4 protein-coding genes and 1 pseudogene are annotated in these 3,231 nt (G+C 68.1%); 4 read left to right on the top strand and 1 reads right to left on the bottom strand.

Annotation, left to right across the window (positions count from 1 at the left end; genetic code table 11):
* Nucleotides 1–102 precede the first annotated feature (102 nt).
* Nucleotides 103–558: a SigE family RNA polymerase sigma factor gene (locus tag ACFSKW_RS50115; RefSeq protein ID WP_379582114.1), complete on the top strand. Its 456-nt coding sequence runs from the start codon at nt 103–105 to the stop codon at nt 556–558.
* Nucleotides 555–1,811, top strand: coding sequence for a TolB-like translocation protein (locus tag ACFSKW_RS50120; RefSeq protein ID WP_379582116.1), 1,257 nt, complete (start codon nt 555–557; stop codon nt 1,809–1,811). The genes ACFSKW_RS50115 and ACFSKW_RS50120 overlap by 4 nt, the downstream gene beginning before the upstream one ends.
* On the opposite strand, the gene ACFSKW_RS50125 is transcribed toward ACFSKW_RS50120, so the two are convergent.
* Nucleotides 1,808–2,257, bottom strand: a complete 450-nt coding sequence (locus ACFSKW_RS50125; RefSeq protein WP_379582118.1) for a hypothetical protein — start codon at nt 2,255–2,257, stop codon at nt 1,808–1,810. The two genes, ACFSKW_RS50120 and ACFSKW_RS50125, sit on opposite strands and share 4 nt — an antisense overlap.
* A gap of 230 nt (nt 2,258–2,487) precedes the next feature.
* Between ACFSKW_RS50125 and ACFSKW_RS50130 the strand changes: the two are divergent.
* A pseudogene (locus ACFSKW_RS50130) lies at nt 2,488–2,739 on the top strand (hypothetical protein); the annotation flags it as partial.
* Nucleotides 2,740–2,860: 121 nt separating this feature from the next.
* Nucleotides 2,861–2,947, top strand: coding sequence for a hypothetical protein (locus ACFSKW_RS50135; RefSeq protein WP_379582120.1), 87 nt, complete (start codon nt 2,861–2,863; stop codon nt 2,945–2,947).
* Nucleotides 2,948–3,231 lie beyond the last annotated feature (284 nt).

Genomic DNA, 3,231 nt, shown 5'->3' on the forward strand with positions numbered 1-3,231 from the left:
TAACCTGCATAAACAGGATCACGCGAAGATCGATTCATACACCACGTCCGTGGACGTGACCTCGTCGCAGAACGAAGTGACGCGTTGCTGCGGTACGGATATGTGCTGACAGGCAACACGCATGACGCCGCCGACCTCGTGCAGGAGGCGTTGCTGCGGATGCGCCGGGCATGGTCGCGGGTACATCGCAAGGACAATCCCGAGAGCTATGCCCGCACCACCATGGCCAGGCTGCACATCGCGACCTGGCGCTTGCGCCGCCGCGAGCTGCTCGCCTGGGACCTACCAGAGCGCGAGCACCACGACACGCTGCCCACAGGGATGGAAGAGCAGATGTGGCGAGCGCTGTCCGGCTTGCCGCGCAAACAGCGAGCCGTGCTGGTGCTGCGCTACTACGAGCAGCTGAGCGACGCGGAGATCGCCCAGGTGCTCGGCGTCTCCCGCGGCACCGTACGCAGCCAGGCCTCACGCGCGCTCGACAAGCTGCGCGACGCCGTCCCGCAGGACCATCGACTCCCGTCACAGCCGTCCACCACCACCCAGGGAAGCGCCCGATGAACGATCTCGAGACCACGTTGCGCCAGACCCTCGGCCACGCCGCGGAACAGGCGCCGCACGCGCCGGCGACGCTCGCCGTACACCTGGAAGGCCGTCATCGGCGGGGCCGGCAGCGGGCGCAGGCCATGGGAGCGGCTGCGGCCGTCGTCGTGGTCGCGGCGGGAACTGCGTTCGTCCTGCGCGGCGGCCCCGAGGCCGCGGGCCCTGCCACCTCAGTCGGCCTGCCCACCACGGTCGCCTCGGCTGCGACCACGTCAGAGGCCACGCTCGCAGAGGATGAGGAGAAGGTGCTGCCGCGGCCACCCGCGATCGACCAGGTGTGGCCGGCGGCGGTCAGGAAGATCCCCGCCAAGCTGCCCGACGGCCGCGCGTACCGTCCCGAGCTCTTCCTCGACGACCACACGCTGCTCATCGAGACCTCGTCGAGTTTCGAGAAGACCGACGGGATCTACGCCTACGACCTTGGCACCGGCGAGGTGCGCAAGATCGCTGATGTGCCGACACCGAAGGGAACGGTGCTTTTCGCCTCCGACTTCACGGTCGGCGACGGGCAGGTCGTGTGGTGGACGGCGCTCAAGGGCGGCACGGCGCAGCTGTGGTCGGCGCCGGTGACCGGTGGCGAGTCGAAGATCGTGGCATCTCACCAGGCCCCGGTTCCGACCGAGGAGCGCGACAACGACGCCGCTCTCGACCGGCTGGCGATCGGAAACGGCAAGATCATGTTCTCCTTCCGTAGCGGCGGGGTGTTCACGGTTCCCCTCGGGGGCGGAACCGTCGAGCCGGTGCCGGGCGCGGAGAAGTTCCATGTCCTGAGCTGGCCATGGGTCGGCTCGGGCGGGGAATACGGTCCCGTCGAGGGCGCCAGGTTCGATGAGATCCTCAACGTCGAGACCGGCGAGACCAACACGGCCGTCACCCACCCCGGTGAGCGGAATGTCACCTGCGACACGCAGATCTGCAGCGGCGAGCGGGAAGAGGGCAAGCCCTTCATCCGGTCGCGCGACGGTTCCCAGCAGCGCGACCTGCCCGGCACCAGAGGGCCCGTTCCGCCGCCCACAGGAGGGCGCTTCTTCACGACGCCCACCCGAGACGGCATCGTCCTCCACGACCTGACCACGGGGACATCTGCCGATCTCGGAATCCGGCCCGACAAGAAGGGCAGCATGTCCCTGCCCATGCCGGAGGCGGACGGGCGGCTGCTGGGCTACCAGCTAGGCGACCAGTACGTCATCGTCGACCTTTCCAAGCTCTAGGAGGACGTCGCGGTCATCGTGGCCGACGGGGTTCCCGACGAGGACGGGGTGGTGGGCGGCGGCTGCGGGCAGTCCTTCTTGGCCTCCTGACCGCGCTGCTTTCCCGCCGGGTTGGGGTCCAGCCAAGGTAAGCCCGAAACCACAATCGCGATCTTGGCGTACTGCCGGAACGCCTGCGCGACGCCGCGGCCCGATCGCTGGCCAAGCTCGCCTTCGGCGACCTTTCCCGCTACGGGCTGCCCGCCCCGCCGTCGGGCCCCTACGAACGAATGCCAACCACCGGCGTCACCGTCGCGATCGATCAGGGCTTCGTCCGGCATCTCAAAGCCGGCCGGCTGGAAGTCGTCACGGAGATCAGCCGATTCGAAAGCGAGGAGGTGGTCCTGCGCGACGGCCGCCGCCTCCGACCGGATCTCGTGCTCGCCCCCACCGGATACCGCCCCCATGTGAGTGTTCTCAACGCCGCGGGACTACCGGTTGCGTCGTCCCCTTCACCGGGCCTGTGGTTCATCGGCTTCCGCACGGCGATCGAGGGAAACCTGCGTCAGCATCCCATCGAGGCAGGGAGCATCGCCTGCGCCATCGCGCGAGCCAGGAGCCGCTCCCTGGGGCAGCCGGCCCGCGCGTGTGAGCCGAGTGGGGAGCCAGGAGGATGAGACGGTTCGAGGTCCTGCTCATGGTCGCCGATGCGGGGTGTCGTTCGCCGTCAGCCGGCCAGCCTGTCCACCGGACGGAGCTGGGCGAGGTGTGGTCGGCCGGCGGTCGTCACCGCGGCGCCCGTGACCGTGGTCAGGTGCGGGAGTCGCTGCAGCAGAGAATTCAGGCGGCGACCCTCGAGAGGGAGGGTGGCAATCTGGTGCTGGCGGTGGTTCTGCCAGAGACGGACACGGTGATCGGCGATGTCGTGCTGTTTTGGACAAGCCGAGAGCACCGGCAGGGTGAGATCGGCTACATCTTCCACCCAGACCAGGGCGGCAAGGGGTACGCCATGGAGGCAACCCAGGTGATGCTGCGGCTGGGGTTTCGAAGAACTCGGGCTACACCGCATCATCGGGCGTCTCAACGGGCGCAACAGCGCATCCGCGCGAGTTCTTGAACGCCTCGGCATGCTTGAGGATGAGTGGCGAGCGCGCTGACCTCCGACGCGCGCAGGCTGCGCCGCCTCGTGCGTAAGGGGAGGCCCGGATCGGATCTCCGCGGCAACGAGCCGGACATGCCTGTAGATCGACCCGACGCATCAGCAGTGATCGAGCGCATGTGGGCATGCCCATCAGCGTCAGTCCCTCAAGCCACGTCAGCGCTGCTATCGACATGGCACCTCGATGCTGGGTCCGAGGACCCGGGCGAAGAACGCTTAGACGACGTCTCATTTGGTGAGTCGGCGGTAGCAGATGAGGGCTGCGGCGATCGCGACGAAGGA

The organism is Nonomuraea mangrovi (assembly GCF_042681425.1).
Classification (GTDB): domain Bacteria; phylum Actinomycetota; class Actinomycetes; order Streptosporangiales; family Streptosporangiaceae; genus Nonomuraea; species Nonomuraea mangrovi.